This window comes from Brevibacillus sp. GCM10020057 (assembly GCF_042683565.1).
Lineage (GTDB): Bacteria > Bacillota > Bacilli > Brevibacillales > Brevibacillaceae > Brevibacillus.
The window spans coordinates 588,336-603,809 of record NZ_JBHUJW010000043.1 but is presented as its reverse complement, the minus strand read 5'-3'; the positions used below and the strand labels follow the sequence as shown (position 1 = coordinate 603,809).

General features: G+C 54.9%; 15 protein-coding genes. 1 reads left to right on the top strand and 14 read right to left on the bottom strand.

Features of this window, described 5'->3' with window-relative positions; genetic code table 11:
- Positions 1-48 precede the first annotated feature (48 nt).
- The 10 genes from ACFSO0_RS16625 to ACFSO0_RS16580 form a co-directional block, all read right to left on the bottom strand.
- Complete coding sequence (locus ACFSO0_RS16625; RefSeq protein ID WP_376882025.1) at positions 49-1,461, bottom strand: FMN-binding glutamate synthase family protein; 1,413 nt, start codon at positions 1,459-1,461, stop codon at positions 49-51.
- A gap of 84 nt (positions 1,462-1,545) precedes the next feature.
- Positions 1,546-2,733 carry a Ger(x)C family spore germination protein gene (locus ACFSO0_RS16620; RefSeq protein WP_376882024.1) on the bottom strand — a complete coding sequence of 396 codons (1,188 nt, stop codon included), beginning with the start codon at positions 2,731-2,733 and terminating at the stop codon, positions 1,546-1,548.
- Between the two features lie 2 nt (positions 2,734-2,735).
- Positions 2,736-3,863, bottom strand: coding sequence for a GerAB/ArcD/ProY family transporter (locus ACFSO0_RS16615; protein ID WP_376882023.1), 1,128 nt, complete (start codon positions 3,861-3,863; stop codon positions 2,736-2,738).
- 53 nt (positions 3,864-3,916) lie between these two features.
- Positions 3,917-5,026, bottom strand: coding sequence for a GerAB/ArcD/ProY family transporter (locus ACFSO0_RS16610; protein WP_376882021.1), 1,110 nt, complete (start codon positions 5,024-5,026; stop codon positions 3,917-3,919).
- 22 nt (positions 5,027-5,048) lie between these two features.
- Positions 5,049-5,267, bottom strand: coding sequence for a hypothetical protein (locus ACFSO0_RS16605; RefSeq protein ID WP_376882020.1), 219 nt, complete (start codon positions 5,265-5,267; stop codon positions 5,049-5,051).
- Positions 5,264-6,787, bottom strand: a complete 1,524-nt coding sequence (locus ACFSO0_RS16600; protein ID WP_376882018.1) for a spore germination protein — start codon at positions 6,785-6,787, stop codon at positions 5,264-5,266. Before ACFSO0_RS16600 ends, ACFSO0_RS16605 begins: the two co-directional genes overlap by 4 nt.
- A 312-nt stretch (positions 6,788-7,099) precedes the next feature.
- Complete coding sequence (gene brnQ, locus ACFSO0_RS16595) at positions 7,100-8,437, bottom strand: branched-chain amino acid transport system II carrier protein (RefSeq protein ID WP_376882016.1); 1,338 nt, start codon at positions 8,435-8,437, stop codon at positions 7,100-7,102.
- A gap of 223 nt (positions 8,438-8,660) precedes the next feature.
- A complete protein-coding gene (locus ACFSO0_RS16590; RefSeq protein ID WP_376882015.1) occupies positions 8,661-9,383 on the bottom strand; it encodes a YheC/YheD family protein in 723 nt (240 codons plus the stop codon).
- An 11-nt stretch (positions 9,384-9,394) separates the two neighbouring features.
- Complete coding sequence (gene panD, locus ACFSO0_RS16585) at positions 9,395-9,787, bottom strand: aspartate 1-decarboxylase (RefSeq protein WP_376882014.1); 393 nt, start codon at positions 9,785-9,787, stop codon at positions 9,395-9,397.
- A gap of 80 nt (positions 9,788-9,867) precedes the next feature.
- Positions 9,868-10,932 (bottom strand): Ldh family oxidoreductase, encoded by a 1,065-nt coding sequence (locus ACFSO0_RS16580; protein WP_376883239.1) that lies wholly within the window; start codon positions 10,930-10,932, stop codon positions 9,868-9,870.
- Between the two features lie 288 nt (positions 10,933-11,220).
- Here ACFSO0_RS16580 and ACFSO0_RS16575 point away from each other — a divergent pair, with 288 nt between their 5' ends.
- A complete protein-coding gene (locus ACFSO0_RS16575; protein WP_376882013.1) occupies positions 11,221-11,763 on the top strand; it encodes a hypothetical protein in 543 nt (180 codons plus the stop codon).
- A 428-nt stretch (positions 11,764-12,191) separates the two neighbouring features.
- On the opposite strand, the gene ACFSO0_RS16570 is transcribed toward ACFSO0_RS16575, so the two are convergent.
- From ACFSO0_RS16570 to tenA, 4 genes are read right to left on the bottom strand one after another with little or no spacing between them, the layout of a single operon-like run.
- Positions 12,192-13,217: an ABC transporter substrate-binding protein gene (locus tag ACFSO0_RS16570; protein ID WP_376882011.1), complete on the bottom strand. Its 1,026-nt coding sequence runs from the start codon at positions 13,215-13,217 to the stop codon at positions 12,192-12,194.
- A gap of 13 nt (positions 13,218-13,230) precedes the next feature.
- Positions 13,231-14,007 carry an ABC transporter permease gene (locus ACFSO0_RS16565; protein WP_376882009.1) on the bottom strand — a complete coding sequence of 259 codons (777 nt, stop codon included), beginning with the start codon at positions 14,005-14,007 and terminating at the stop codon, positions 13,231-13,233.
- Complete coding sequence (locus ACFSO0_RS16560; RefSeq protein ID WP_376882007.1) at positions 14,007-14,807, bottom strand: ABC transporter ATP-binding protein; 801 nt, start codon at positions 14,805-14,807, stop codon at positions 14,007-14,009. Before ACFSO0_RS16560 ends, ACFSO0_RS16565 begins: the two co-directional genes overlap by 1 nt.
- Complete coding sequence (tenA, locus tag ACFSO0_RS16555; protein ID WP_376882005.1) at positions 14,801-15,472, bottom strand: thiaminase II; 672 nt, start codon at positions 15,470-15,472, stop codon at positions 14,801-14,803. The genes ACFSO0_RS16560 and tenA overlap by 7 nt, the downstream gene beginning before the upstream one ends.
- Positions 15,473-15,474: the final 2 nt, after the last annotated feature.

Here is a 15,474-nt window from a genome sequence, read left to right as displayed (position 1 = left end):
TGGATAAGAATCCCTCCTTCTCAAGCCTGAATCGTCCACTTGCACTCCTCATTGCTTCCCTTTTGGCTGGTAGGCCAGTGGCACATGCGTCACGCTGCTCGTCCATTCGTCCAGCGCCACCAAATCTTCGGCGGTCACCTCCCGCAACGATCTCTTTCCAAGAGCGAGGATGGCAATCTCCAGCTCCTCGACGAAAGCTGCGAAGAAGTTCTCCAAATGTCTCGCCGCTTTCTCGGGGTCAAATTCGTCCTTCAATGTCCCCGGATAAAATACGAGCTGGGTCGGCGGCTCCCACGGAATCGCCTTGATGACCTGGTCGTGTGTCATCGCCCACACAATCGCCGTTCCCATAAAAATCCCGTCAGCTCCGAGAGCCAGCGCTTTCAGGCAATCGCCAGGCGTCGCATAGCCGCCTCCGGACAAGAGGGACACCCGGTCCTTTACCCCTCTCTCCCGCAAATAGCGGACCGCTCGCGACAGCGCGTAAATCGTCGGCAGACCGAAGTCGTCTTCCAGGATCGGCGGACTTCCTTTCGTGCCTGCCTGTCCGCCGTCGATGCTGATGAAGTCCACACCTGCCTGAATGGCTATTTCCATGTCCGCTTCCAGGACAGCACTCGCGCAGATTTTCACGCCAATGGGCACTCCGCCCGTCAGCGTCCGCAGCTTTTCTACCACGTTCGCCAAATCTTCGGGACTTTGAATATCCGGATGAAGGGAAGGAATGACCACGACCTCCTCGCCTTCCACCCCCATGATCTTGCTCGCCCGGCCCTCGATGTACTCACCCGGGATAAAGCTCGCCGAGCCTGCGGAAGCGCCCTGGCCGAAGTGGATTTCGATAGCGTCCGCCTGTTTTAACGTCTCTGGCTCCTTGGCCCACGTTCCCGAGTTGTACTGGATGATCAAATGCTTGGCGTACTTTCTCTCCTCCGGCAGCAGCGGTCCTTCTCCCGTATTGGACGCCGTGCCTGCTGCTGCCGTCCCTTTGGCAATCGCAATCTTCGCCTGCTCGCTGATCCCGATCCCGTAGCCCATGCCACCTGACATGATCGGAATGTCCAGCGTCAACGGTTTTTTGGCATTCGGTCCAATCGTGATGCGCAAATCCACTTCTGCATCTTCTGGCGTGGGGAACACTGCCAATTGGGCGGGGGAAAATACCAGCCCGTCGAAGTTGAGAAATTTGCGCGGGCTGCCAAACGGCCGTTCAATCACTTGACCCGATGCGGCCCGCAAGCTGTTTTCCAGCACGATCTGCGGATTGATCTTTCTCATCGCGGAAACCATTTCAAAGATGTTTTCTGGGTATCTATCCCCCATGATTCGTTTCATGAACGTTCCCATCATCCATTGGGTAAGGGAACGAGACGAGAGGAACAACACCAGACCGATACACAAGCTCGCGAGCACCGTTCCGAAAAAAGAGCCAAGCAGGAAAGGAATCCAGTTTCCATCCATGTGCTACTCCCCCTTTTCATGGCCCTCGATCTTGCCTTTTTCATTAGATTGCCCAAAATTGGCAAGCTATAAGCGATTGCTCGTCTACTTGTGCCTTTTCACCTCTTCCCTGGGAATGCCGGCAGGATTTGCGATCAAGCCTGGACGGCGAATTTCCACATTCACTTGCATGTCCACGTCGACCTGCGGAAAAATTTCATCCCAATGCGGATTAGCCTTCTCCCATTCTTTCGGATACTTCCGATGAAAGGCAGCAGCGAAATTGACCACGTCCGCATTCAGCTTGTGCTGCAAAACGTCGAGAGCGCTTCTCATCCTTTGTTCAATATCGCTGCGTACGGCGTTCTTTACCATCTGGAGCAACTCCGGCCTCATCAAATCAAGCCGTGTCCCGTTTTCCACCACATCTGCTTCCGTGTCCACCTGCACGCGCATCAACCATTTTCCGTTCTCCACGGTGGGGATTAGCTTGGTCGTCGAGCGAATCGGGTTGACAGATACGACTCCCGCCTCGTCTTTGACCTTTACGGAGATCGCTGCTCTTGTGACTTCATTACGCAGCCAGAGCATTCCGCGGGTTTCTGCCAATGTCAATGTGCCGATCATTTTATCCTTCTTGAAAATGGCGGTGCCAGTCAATGTACTCTTCTTCTGGACTTCGCTCAGATGATTGATTTTCTTGCCGTTTTCCACCATGGGAATGGCTGCCGCTTCCGATTCCCCGCGAAGCATATTGCGATAATCCACCAACGTCAAGGGCATGCCGATGTGCAGATTTGCAAATTCCCGCAGCACTTCCGCGGTCGAACGCTCCAGCAAGGGCGTTAATTTCAGCAGATCGTGCCCGTTGCCCTTGGATACGTACAAGTACGAACGATTTCGCGGCTCGGGGTGGCGGACGAGAAAATCGATATGATCGGACAACCCCTTTTTGGCCACTTCCTCTCCGAACAGGTACACCTTGCAATGCCCCCAAAAAATTTCCCGCGGGATTTTGGTCTGAAGCTTGGACATGGCGTCCGCAATATTTACGCCTTCGCTGCTCTGCATCATGGTCAGCTTTCCTCCCCCTGCGCTGCTGCCGCCACTGCTTGCGCCGCCCGCACCGAGTGCACGCGGTACAAAAAGCTGCACGCTAAGCCGGATGTGGTCATTTTCCGCCTTGTCGACCGCTGCAACCGTGATGATAGCCAGGTCGTTAATTTCAGTGCGATCCCAGCATCCTCCAAGGACGAGGGAGCATAGCACGATCAGAAGCCATTTGGCACTCATCATCAGTTCACCTCTTTGGAATTTCCCTTGTCGATGCCACCTTGCTTGGCGCTCCCCTTGTTGGTCGCCGCCGAAATGAGCAACAGGCAACCGGGGAACACGACGAAGGACAGAAACAAAGAAACGGGAATCGCCAACTCGCTCCATTGCATATACGTTGTGAAGTTGGGCAGCCCCCAAAAGCTAAACAGCACCGTCAGCCATCCGATGGGCAAAACAGCCACCCGATAACTGGAAAGTTGCAGCCAATGCGCCGCAGTCTGCGCAGATGCGTAGTAAAACAACGAGACTTTGATAAATGCTCCGACGACCCAGATCGCCATGACTCCTGACTCCAGATTTTCAAAAAAGTCCGCAATGCTGACATACCTCGCTATGTCCATGATGGGGAACAAAAGCGCACTCGTTATTTCCCCCATCAGAAACAGCGTCACCAGATTGGCGATTACCATCGTGATCATGCTGAAGAAGACGGCAATATGTCCGGCCATCCCTCCCCTTTCTTTCTCTTTCAGCACAGGAAGCAGGAAAGTGATGAGAAAGGCTTCGCTGAACCAGCCCTGGGGCGTAACAGCACCGCGAAAAGTCGGCAACAGCCCGTTTTCCAGGATCGGGAGCATGTTCTGCGGTTCCATGTCTTTGAGGACGAGCAAAATCATGATGACAAACGGCCCTACGAAAAAGGGGGAAAAAATTTGCCCCGACCTCGCGATGACTTCGATTCCTCCCGTGACGGCTACGGCGCTGACGAGGATGAGCGCCATGGAGATGACGGACATCGGCGTATCGCGCAAAAACAGGCCGATAAATTCGGCGTAGTCTCGGACGATAGAACCGTTGATTTGTAAAAAAATGAAAAAATAATAAAATCCGATTATCTTTCCAGGAATTGCTCCTGCAATATGGGCACTTTGCTGGATGATGTTCATGTTCGGATGCCGCTTGTACAACCGGCATGCGATGAAAATCGCCAAAAAGCCGCTGATGGATGCCCAAATGGGAGAGAGCCACATATCGTTCAACGCTTTTCTGGCCATGACACTCGGCCCTGCGATCATAGCGGTCGCCATGATACTCGGGTACAAGAGCATTCCAGTCTGCGTAGCAGAAATTCTCTCCCCACTTTGCATCGCTGCCCCTCCTTCCATCCGCAATCACACGGTTAGCCAACTTTTTTGTCCTTTTATTGCTTGCCTGCCATCTGCTTTGCTGTCTGTCTTCTTTTCCGCAATACTCCCCCAACCAGCAACATCAGGGGGAGCAGCAGTTGGATGCACACACTGTAGAATGGAAACGTGAGCGTATCAAAATGAAGCTCCACATCGAAATTGGGAAACGACCAGAAGCTGAAGACCACAATCCAAAAACCAAGCGGCAGGACGAGAGGCCGATAATCCGAGACGCCGAACCACTGGCTGAACCCGAGTACGGACACGTAGTAAAAAAACGAGATTTTTACGAACATCCCCAAGATCCAGATCGCCATCACGAGTGACTCCAAGTTCTCGAAAAAATCTGCGACACTGATGTAGCGAAAGGCAACCATGACGGGAAAGAAAAAGTCAGACGACTGCCGCCCCAAAACGAGCAGGATAAACAGGTTCTCCACGAAAAAAAAGCCGACGATCGCCACAACGGTGAAATAACTCGTACGCACACTGTTTTGGTGATCCTGGATGAACGGCAGCAAAAACGACAGCAAAAACATTTCACAGAGCCAACCTCCAGGAATGACAGACCCTTTGATCGAGGGAAAGATGCCGTGCTCCAGGACCGGGAACAGAAAGTCAATATGCATATCCTGAAGCAGCATAAACATGAAAAACAGAGGCGTCAAAAATATGGGAAAAAACAGCTGCGCCGTTCTTCCAATGACCTCCAGCCCTCCGCTGACCGCAAAGGCGGAGACGATGACAATCGTAATGATCACGACGCTGATCGGTGTTTTACTCAGAAAATTGGAAGAGATAAAATCTGCGTAGTTGCGCAGGATCGTACCTGTCAGCTGGGTGTAAAAGAAGATGTAGACCAGACTGACCCCTTTTCCCAAAAACTTTCCCAGAATCTGCTGGCTATATTCCACAACGGTCATTTGAGGATACAGCTTGTGCAATCGAAGGGCGATGAAAACGGTGAGAAAACCGGGAAGCATCGCCCAAAAAGGAGAGAGCCACATATCATTGTGAGCGTATTTGCCCGTGATCCCGGGAGCCCACATCACACTGGAGGCGACGACGGCAAAAAACATGATGTTCATGGATTGCAAGGCAGAAATCTTGCCTTTTTCCAGCATTTCCTCACTCTCCCCCACCGTTCTACTCTAATAACCTCTCCAATGGTTTGAAGATCGCCTGCAACACTGTTGTCGGGCCAGGCAATTGTTGCAAATCAAACATGGACAACCCCCACGCGATGATGACGAGAGAGATGAATGCCACCTTGTCTCTTTTCGGCAGCTTGCTCAGTCTCCGCCACTCAAACAGGATCATGGTGATCGCCAAAGCTGTCATGCTGATCATCAGCCCCCACTTCACGACGATTCGCCACCTTTATCCGGTTCCGGCTTCTGACCGGGTGCTTGTCTGTATTGGTTCGGTTCCCCCGTGTATCTGGGGCGTGTATTCATCATCCACCAGGGAGCACGGAGGAGGGTATCTTTCAATTCCAGCGTTTTCAGGGGACCTACCGGGCTCAGATACGGCACGCCCAAGGAGCGCAGCGAGCACAGATGCACGACCGTCAGGATGATGCCCAGCATGATGCCTAACAAGCCGAGCGACCCGGCCAGGAGCATCATTGGAAAGCGCAGCATCCGAATGGAAATGCCTGCGACGTAGTGCGGAATCATAAAGGAGGCGATCCCGGTAATCGCCACCACGATTACCATCGGTGCCGATACCAGACCTGCCTGGACGGCTGCTTGCCCGATAACCAGTGCCCCCACAATGCTGACCGCTGCCCCTAATTGGTTGGGCAGGCGCACCCCCGCCTCTCGCAACGCCTCGAACGTGACCTCCATGATCATTGCCTCTACAAGTGCGGGGAACGGCACAGCTTCCCGGGAGGAGGCCATACTGATCAGGAGAGAGGTGGGCACCATTTCGTAGTGAAAAGTGATGAGTGCGACATACAGAGAGGGCAGCACAAAAGACATGAGGGTAAAAATGTAACGTAACCAGCGAATAGCCGTGCTGATAATCGAGCGCTGGTAGTAATCTTCACTGGATTGAAGCAGGGAAAACAGCGTAGTCGGAGCGATCAGGACAAACGGCGTTCCATCCACCAAAATTGCGATCCGCCCCTCCAGCAAATTGCCGCAGACGACATCCGGGCGCTCGGTGCTCAAAATTTGCGGAAATGGAGAAGAAGGCTGATCTTCTATCAGCTCTTCGATGTAGCCGCTCTCCAATATACCGTCAATCTCGATCCTGTCCAGCCGCGAATTCACTTCCGTGACCAGCGTCGGATCAACAAGTCCTTCTATATAGGCAACGATGACGCATGTCTTTGTGTATCCCCCGATCAGCTTGCGCTCCATTTTCAGTGCAGGCGTCTTGATCGCGCGCCTCAGCAAGGAAGTATTGACGCTGATGCTTTCCGTAAAGCCTTCCCTTGGTCCGCGAACGACTCTTTCTGCAACAGGCTCCTCGATCCCCCGCTTTTCCCATTGGGTCAGTCCGATGGAGATCGCCGTTTCCTTCTGATCGATGAACAGAACCGGGAAGCCGCTGGAGATCGAATCGACGCACTCCTCCAGAGACACCAACTCCTGCCACTTGGATACAGGAACGGTTTTTTGCAGAAACTCATGCGCCTTCATTTCGCGATTGCCTCGCCCCTGCATGAGCGGAGTCAATACTCGCGCATCCAGCTCTTCAATATGGGCCATACCGTCGATATAGATCAGGAGGGCCGGTGTAGAGCCGAATATGAGAAAGGGGCGAAACACGATATCGGAACAGTTGTGGTAGAGACTGCGCATATACTCGTCATTTTTTGCAAGATTTTTATCCAGCGGCGTCCGCGTTGGTGTGTGCTGCTCTTTGATTTTCATCCTGTTTGCTCTCCACCATTTGCGAGCGTTCCCTTTCACCTTCTCGCCCCCTTTTCTGTCCGAGTATAGGAAAATTTTGTCCAGGCTGTTCCTCTTTTATCCACCGTTCACATGCGGATAAAAAAAGCAGCCTACGGACAAAATCGTCTGGTTGCTGCCAAGCAGCTCCCATTCCCTTTCACAGAACCCTTCCCGAGACATCTTGCCCAACAAAAAAACGCCCGCACTGGCGGACGCTTTCTGTAGTTCATCGCGATCTGGATCGGATCGGCGGAACTCGATCTTGCTGGCTGCTTGCCATAACGGCATGCGCTATTCAGTCATTGGACCTTTTTTATAGACGGACGATGACTTTTTCCCGAAATCGAGCAGTGTCCCTGCCAGTCCAGCAACCAAAGCGGGCATGATCCATCCCGCACCTTCCGCGTAAAACGGCAGAGCATTCAGCCAGAAATCCCACTGATGCTGCAGGAAGGTCACATTCACCATGTCGATGATGCCGAAAATGGCGACGACGACGACGGTCACCACATACACGCGGGAATTGGGCGGAATCAACTGTCCCAAAAGCGCCAGCACGATCAGGACGATCGCAACCGGATAAATGGCGCCAAGGATCGGCACGGATACACTCAAGATTTGATTCAGCCCCAGATTGGCGATCGCCATGCTAAGCAAGCACAGGATCGTCACCCACACCCGATAGGACAGATGACCAAACAGCCCCTGAAAATATTGGCTGCAGGAAGTGACGAGGCCGATGGATACACACAGGCAAGCGATGGTGAAGACAATCCCGAGCAGGAAGGTACCGCTGCTGCCGAACAGATGGTTCATCAAGCCCGTCAAGATTTGCGCTCCATTCTCCGAAACGCCGAGGAATGAGCTTTGGGCACCCAGCACACCAAGGATGACGTAGATGATGGTCAGCAAGATTCCCGCACCGACACCGGCTTTGATCATCGCTTTCGACAGCGCTCTCGGTTCACTCATGCCTTTGTTGCGCAGCGTATTGGCGATCACGATGCCGAAGACGAGCGCCGCCAGTGCGTCCATCGTCATGTACCCTTCCAGAAAGCCTTTGATCACCGGAGCAGAGGCATAAGCATCAGCAGGCTTTGCAAGCGGCCCCATCGGCGTGAACAAGCTCTTCACGAAAATGAGCGCGATCAGCGTCAGCAGCGCAGGCGTCAGCCATTTGCCGAAGCGGTCTACCAGCTTGGACGGCGACAGGCTCAACCAGAAGACGATCCCGAAAAACACAATCGTGTACATCAAGAGGCTGACAGGCGAGACAGCCCATTCGTCGGGCATAAAAGGGGCCATCCCCATCTCAAAAGCGAGACTCCCGGCACGAGGAATAGCGAGTCCGGGGCCGATCGAGACGTAGATCAGAAACGGGAAGAGCAGGGCAAAAATCGGATGCACCCGGTTGGCGAGGTCGTAAAATGTGCCTGCCTTGGCGACGGCCATTACCCCCAAAATAGGAAGTCCTACGGCGGACAGAATGAAGCCGACAAGCGCTACCCATACATCGTGCCCGGCCGATTGTCCGAGGAACGGCGGAAAGATGAGATTTCCCGCGCCGAAAAACATGGAAAAAAGCATAAAACTAATCCAGATACTTTCACGTTTTGACAGTTTTGTCATTGTCGATCATACTTCCTCCCATTATAATGAGAGGCATTCTATCAATTTTTCATGCGGCTTTCCAGTCTTTCGCCCGTATTCGCAATTGCAAAATGATTGGCAGTTTTCTCTTTCTGCGATTCGATTCAGCTATCCTCCCCGTGAGAGCGGTGAACAGCTCGTCCCCGTTTCCCCTGCAAAAAACCACCTGCCTCCTGCTGGATGGGGCAGGTGACTCAAAGAGTTACCGCTGCTTTCTCATCGCGATGATTTTGCGGTAATAGGACTGGTCCTTCAGCTTTTGAAAGAGGGAGAGATTCGGACGGAAATTCGCCTCGATAATCCACGGCTTGCCTTCGATGTCGATCCCAAGGTCCAGTCCGACCTCCCGCAACGTCGGGTAGGCTGTTCCCAGTACCTTTGCAGCTGCCAGTGCCACCTGGCGGATTTCCTCAAACAGATGATCTGGAGCCGAGACGTTGGACAGACGAATCGCTTTCTCCAAAGGGAGCACCTTCCCCCTGCTGCGCGCAACGTTCGTCACGACGAAGCCGGGCCCAGCCAATTTGGCGACCCAGCCGGTTAAGACCCATGGAGACTCGCTGCCCCTGCGCTGCACCATGACACGAACGTCAAAAGGCCGACCGTCGATTCTCCCCAACTGAATAAGCGGCTGCAACAAATAGGGCTTGGGACGGAACAGAGACTTCACGTACGAAACGGTGTAATCCCTTCCCTCTACGATGCGCCGGGTATTGCCGGCATGCACCAGATAACGGTTGTCCCCTTTGTCGCTCACCTGGATGATGCCTGCCCCTCCTCCCCCGCCTGAAGGCTTCAGTATGACTTTTTCGTAGTCCTCTACGTATTCCCACAACCTTTCCGGGGTGAACAACCGTGTGGCAGGCAAATAATCCCGCAGAAATTCATCCTTGACCAGGTGCTGATGTTTGCTCCACTTCCCCACATTTGGCGCTTTTATGTCAATGCCTCCCCGTTCGTGATGAGATGATGCTCTTCGATTTTGACAATCTGGTTCTGTTCGTCTACAAATACGACGCGCGGCACCAGGTCCGCGATTTCGTTCTCCTCGTACATCCCCATGCTGAGGATGATGACCAGATCACCGGGCTGGAACAGATGGGCTGGCGGTCCGTTCAGGCAAATCTTCCCCGAACCTTCCGGCGCCGGGAGGGCGTACGTCTTCCACCGCGTTGCATTGCGCAGACTGGTGACTTGCACGATTTCATACGGCCTGATGTCCGCAGCCGCGAGGAGCAGGGCGTCGATCGTGATGCTTCCGACGTAGTCGAGCTCGGCCTGGGTCACTGTCGCGCGATGGATCTTTCCTTTGCACATAAGTCGCTGCATGAACTATCCTTCCTTTCCAAACCGATGACAACAGTCTATGTGAGAACGTCTGTCCGCGAAACCACTCCCTCACGTTCTATTCACGCGTTGATCCGCGTTCGCCCCCAGTCTACCCCGTACGCCGCGCACAGTTGCTCCAGCTCCTGGGCAATGGCAGGCGAGAGGGACACCCCGTTTGCCTTTTGCTCGCGCATTTTCCGCCCCTCGATCTCTCCCGGAATCAAAATTTCTGCCACGCCGGCTTGTCGCGGAACGGACTTGATCTCGCGGATGTAAGCATCCATCCTGTCCTGAAAGACCGCCAACGGCCAAAAACGCCGGACGTCGACAGCGAGGAAGACGTGCCCGATATTTTGCGGCTGCGTCCAGTTGTCGTACAGGCTTTTCACATCTGGCCCGCTCGCCGCTCCTGTCAATAGTCCACAGAGGATATCGATAAACATGGCGAGGCCGTAGCCTTTCGCCCCGCCGATGGGCAAAAGCGATCCCAGCAAGGCCCGTTGCGGGTCAGTCGTGGCAAGTCCCTCCTGATCGATCGCCCATCCTTCCGGGATTGGCTCCCCCTTTTTCGCTGCGAGCGCGATCTTGCCACGGGCAACCACACTTGTCGCCATATCCAAGAGGAAAGGAGGCTCGCTTCCTGCAGGAATGCCGATTGCGATCGGATTCGTCCCGAAAAAAGGGCGTATCCCCCCTGTCGGCGCCATTGCTTCCGGAGCATTCGACAGGACGAGCAAAATCAGCCCCTGCTCGATCGCTCGCTCTGCGTAATACGAACACGACCCGAAATGATTGGAATGACGCACACCGACGAAGCTGATTCCTGCCTGGCGGGCTAAAGACATGGCCAAATCCATCGCAGCCACGCCCACGACGGCTCCCAGATGATTGCTGCCGTCGATCAGCGCCATCGCCCCCTCCTGCTTCACGACTTCCGGCTCCTTGTCCAGACAGATGACCCCGGCTTCGATCCTCCTGAGATAAATGGGCAGGCGCGACAGCCCGTGAGATTCGACGCCGCGCAAATCAGCGTGAACCAGCGATTGGGCAACGGTCTGTGCATGATTGTGGGGTACTCTCGCGCGCATGAACAGCTCTGCCGCCGCCTCCTCCAGCCGTTTCCAATCATAACGTATCCGATTCACCGTCATGTCTCCCCTCCCCGTCTTGATGCCGCACTACTTTCTCGAAATCATCTGTTATACATATGTACACAAAAAAAGCGCCGACACCGGCATTGGCCCAGCGACACCGGTATCGTCGCGGTCTGATCGCGCAAATCAGTCTTGACCTTCCTGCTCGCGGCGAAGCCATTCACGATGATCGGGAAGTCCGGATATTTTGCCGCCCATCTTTCTAAAAACAAAATCCGGGATACTCGCTCCCTCTGCGACCATACTATAGTCAATGACAGAAAAAAGGAGGATCTGGGTTTGCTCCGCCGTCTATTACTCTCTTTTCTCCTTCTAGGGACACTGACCTGTCCGGCATCCGCAGCGCCCGACATCGGCAGCGTCCGCATCGATTCCACACCTGTCCGAACCTGGCAGGAGCTTGTAAAAAAAAGTGAGCTGATCGTCGTCTCCTGGGTCGACACCGCCAGTCAATCGGCTGCCACCGGGCGCACGGTCAGCGGAGGAAAACTGTTCAATTACGTCCAAACGGTCCAGGTCAAGCAAGCGGTAAAAGGCTCGGCGCCGCGCCTGATCAAACTGGTCAGCACAGGCGTAGAGCCGCTGCCTGATGCGCGAAGCCCTTTGAACCTGACTTACCCAGGGCCGCTCGCCGAGGGCAGTTACGTCCTGTTTCTCCATCGGGTCGCAGGGGACGGGCTGTACAGTACAACGGGAATTTGGCAAGGCGTGTACCCTCTCCAGCAAGGCAAGACCATCGCCCTGGAAGGCACCGGCTTCCCGGAGTTGAATCAGCTAACCGTCGAGGAGATTACGCGCAGGATCAAGAGCGTCTCCCCGTAGCCCCGCGGCCTGCTCGCACAAAAAAGAAACCGCACCTCCGGCTGTTGGATATGCCCAACCATCGGGGTGCAGTTCACTCCGGGCCTTCTTTTTTTGTGCAGCTATGTCCAATCAATGTCGCATGACGTAAATAAACACAACCATGGACAACGCGCATGCCAAAATGGTGCCGATAAAGCCCCATATGACAAGCTTGTTGCCGCTTTCCCGTTTGTCGCTCATGCCTTCTTCTCCTTACACCAGCTTTTGCTCTTTCATTATAAAGGAAAAGGGACTCGGTCGAAAGAGTGATACACGTGTGCGGGACATGGCCGGAGAACTGCCTGCTCGTTCGACCGCAGGTGCAGCCGTACATACTGATTAAAAATGAAAAAGCAACGGTCGTCCGGGACAAGCTCACGCGCTTCGGACTGCCGTTGCTTTCTTTGTTATTTCGCCAGGTCGCGCATAACCTCGTCCACCTTGACATCCTGGGTGATCAACTGTTCTTTTTTCATCCAGTCAATCAACGTCTGCCACGATTCTGCCGCCTGGCTGCCGAATGGCTTGTCTCCTGCGTCCATCAGCGGGAGCAAAATATCCAGGCTCTTCGTTTCGACGTCTTTGTCCAGCGGGAATTCATTCGCCTGCTTGCTCAAGAGAAGATCGAGCGCTTTCGCCTTGTTAGCCTTGACGTACTCCTGACCTTTGGCTGCAGCCCGCAGGAAGGCTTCGATCGCCTGCTGCTTTTTGCCCAGCGTGTCGTCACTCGTCGTCAAGACCAGCTCATAGAAGTCCGGCACGCCGAAGTCGGTCGGAGAGAAAGCGTTGACCGGCACGCCGTTTTTCTCGAGAATCAGCTGCTCATGGTTTTTGTAACCGCCCACGACGGCATCGACCTTTTTCCCGGTCAAGGCCGGTACGATGTCAAAGCCGATGTCGGTAAACGAAATGCCGGAGTCATCGCCTCCTGCTTCCTTGACCACATTGCGCACGATCGACTCATCCAGCGGCACGGATGGATACCCGACATTTTTCCCTGCCAGCTTCTGCGGCGTATCAATGCCGCTGTCCTTGCGGGTCATGATGACGTTGAGCGGGTGGCGTACCAAAGCCGCTACGGATACGACCGGAATACCTTCTGAACGGGCCTGCACCACTTGGGTCTGGTAACTGATCGCCAGGTCTACCTTGCCGGCGGCTGCCATTTTCAACGGATCATTGCTGTCCGACGGCATCTGCAAGTTCACTTTCAGGTTTTCCTCTTTGAAGTAGCCTTGCTCTTCAGCCGCGTACAGGAAGGAGTGCACTGCGTTCGGATACCAGTCCAAGGCGACGGTAAGCTCTGTCGGTTCTTTCGCATGATTGGCATCCGGTGCCGCCTGCTGGCCTCCTGATTGGTTTCCGCATGCGGCCAGTCCCGCGCTCAGAAGCAGGGCCACAACGGTTTTGCTCCATTTTTGTATCGATTTCATGGGTACGTCCCCCCTATTGTTCCTTCGATGTTTGTTTGTTCGCTCGTTTGTGTGGGGCGAAATGCCTCTCGACGCGACCGACCAGCCAAAACATGAGCATCCCCAGCACGGAAAGCAGCAGCACAGAGGCGAAGAGTGCCGGCGCCTGAAAATTGCCGGAAGCGCGGCGGCCAAAATAGCCGAGTCCTTCGCTCGAACCGAGCCACTCCCCGATGGTCGCTCCCGCCACACTGTAGGTTGCAGCGACTTTCAAGCCGCTGAAAAAATGCGGCAAGCTGGACGGCAGCTGCAGTTTGGCAAAGATTTGCCAGCGGTTGGCGCCCATCGTCCTCAGCAGCTGCAGCATTTCTTTATCCGTCGAACGCAGACCGTCGTACGTATTGACGACGATCGGGAAAAAGGTAAAAAGAATGGTGATGGCAATTTTTCCGGTCAGGTCGTAGCCGAACCACAAAATAAAGACCGGTGACAGCGCGATAATCGGGATCGTCTGGGAAATGACGATGTACGGGTAGAACAGCCGCTCCACGATGCGGCTCATGTTCATCGCAAACGCCAGCAGAATGCCGAACAGGATGGAGACGCCAAGCCCGAGCAGCACTTCCTTCAGCGTCACCCACAAGTGCAGTCCCAGCAAAGTCGCGCGCAGCTCCCACAAGGCCGCGACGACCGTACTGGGCGGCGGCAAAATAAACGGAGGCACATGCAAAAGGCGGCAGACCGCTTCCCAGACGATCAGAAAGAGCGCGATGGATACTACGAACCAGACGCCGCGATTCCACTGACCCATTACGCATCCCCCCCTGCCGTCCTGGCGGCTGCTTCCTGGCGCGGCAAAGTCACGACATTTTGCCGCAGCAGCCCCCACACCTGCTCCCGCAAAGCCTGAAACTGCGCCCGATTGCGAGACGCTGTCGTTCGCGGCCGCTCCATGTCTACCTTCAGCTCCACCGGCTGTTCGATGGGCCGCCCGGTAAGGACGATGACGCGATCAGCCAGCAGGATGGCTTCGTCGATGTCGTGGGTAATCATCAGCATCGTGCTCCCGGTCTCCTGCCACATTGCCATCAGCCACTCCTGCATTTCCATCCGGGTGATTCCGTCCAGGGCGCTGAACGGCTCATCCAGCAGCATGATGTCCGTGCCGGAGAGCAACGCCCGCAAAAACGAGACGCGCTGCCGCATTCCGCCAGACAGCTGGCCTGGATATGCCTCAGCCCATTCGGCAAGGCCGTAGCGAGGAAGCTGTGAGCGCACGGTTTCCCGGGCTTCTTTTTTGGGAACACCCTTGATCTCGAGTGGCAGCGCCGCGTTTTCCACGACGGTACGCCACGGCAGCAAGGCATCCCGCTGCGGCATGTAGCCTACCATTCCCAGCCGGTTTTCTACAGGCGACCCGTCGACGAGAATGGCTCCGGCCTGCGGCTGCAAAAGGCCCGCGATCAGCTGAAACAACGTGCTTTTGCCGATCCCGCTCGGTCCGATCAGGCTGATGAACTCGCCCTGCTTGACGCGCAGGTCAAAATGCTGCAAAATCGGTTGGTCTCCGTAGGAAAAGCGGACACCGGAAAAAGCCAGTTTGTCTAGCACGGCCAAAGTTCCTTTCTATACGCCATATCCCAGAACAAATACTCCATGCGGGATGTGGTCACGAAATGCTCTTCCAGACGGGAGAGTTCTTCCTCATTTTTCCCTTCCGCCAGCCTGTTCATCACGCCGATCAGCCATGTGGCCAGCTCGCCGAATTCTTCCGAGCTGTACGTGCGCACCCATTCGCCGTAAAGCTCATGGTCCAGCGCCCCTTCTACCTGTGCTAGTTTCTTGCCGATCTCCCAGTAGCTCCACATGCATGGCAGCAGTGCGCTGACCAGCTCGGCGAGCGAGCCTTGATGCGCGACCTTCAGCATGTAGCTGGTGTAGGCGAGCAGCACAAAGGACGGCTCGGTCGCCTCCAGCTCTGCGCGGGAAATCCCGAATCGCTCCGCGTACTGCCGGTGCAGTTCCATCTCCCCGTTCAGCGTCGCTTCCTGCAAGCCGGCAAACCTGGCGCTCGTCTCCAGGTCGTACGCCTTCGTGCTGGCGATTGCAAACATTTTGGCGTAATCGATCAAATACACATAGTCCTGCTTCATATAAAACTGGAAGGATTCTACTGGCAAGCTGCCATCCCCGAGTCCGGTTACAAACGGGTGTTGATGCGTACGTTCCCAGATGGGAGCCACGCTCTTCCACAGACGGTCGGTAAACGCTGCCATGC